The organism is Mesorhizobium sp. M1E.F.Ca.ET.063.01.1.1, from assembly GCF_003998155.1.
GTDB lineage: Bacteria > Pseudomonadota > Alphaproteobacteria > Rhizobiales > Rhizobiaceae > Mesorhizobium.
Window position 1 is genome coordinate 1 of the sequence record NZ_RZSC01001369.1, and the last position, 770, is coordinate 770.

Sequence of the window (770 nt, forward strand, 5' to 3'; positions counted from 1 at the left end):
CTTCCAATATCATCAAGGTGTTCGAGGGCGGCTGGTCTTCGCTGGCTGTGGCCTTCGCCATCATCCTCGGCATGTGGACCTGGGTGCGCGGCAGCCGTTATCTCTTCGACAAGACGCGCCGCAACGAGATCCCGCTCGACTTCCTGGCGGCGAACCTTCTGAAAAAGAAGCCGCAACTGGTGTCGGGAACCGCGGTGTTCCTGACGAGCGACCCTCTCAGCGCACCGACGGCGCTGATGCACAGCCTGAAGCACTACAAGGTTCTGCACGAACAGAACGTCATCCTCTCGGTCGTGACGGCGCCGCAGCCGGTGGTGCCCGACAGCGAGCGCGTGAAGATGGAGACCGTCAACGAGCTGTTCATGCGGGTGACGCTCACCTTCGGCTATATGGAGCAGCCGAACATCCCGCGCGCGCTCGCGATCTGCCGCAAGCAGGGCTGGAAGTTCGATATCATGACGACGTCCTTCTTCCTGTCGCGGCGCTCGCTGAAGGCATCGCCCAATTCCGGCATGCCGATATGGCAGGACAGGCTGTTCATAGGTTTGGCGAAGACGGCGGCGGACGCGACAGAGTATTTCCAGATCCCGACCGGGCGCGTTGTCGAGATCGGCACGCAGGTCGCCATTTGAGGGCTTGCAACGCGTAAGGGACGGGAGGCATGAGCGGTGAGTTGGTGCTTGTAACCGGCGGATCCGGCTTCCTCGGCGCTCACTGCATCCTGGCAGCGTTAGAGCAATTCAGCTTCAGATCGCTGAACTGCTCTAACC

Annotated in this window: 1 protein-coding gene; it reads left to right on the top strand. The window is 61.3% G+C overall.

Annotated elements, in window-relative coordinates; translation table 11 throughout:
• The coding region (locus EOA29_RS38640; protein ID WP_189479159.1) for a KUP/HAK/KT family potassium transporter at positions 1 to 632 on the top strand (632 nt) is incomplete at its 5' end.
• Positions 633 to 770 lie beyond the last annotated feature (138 nt).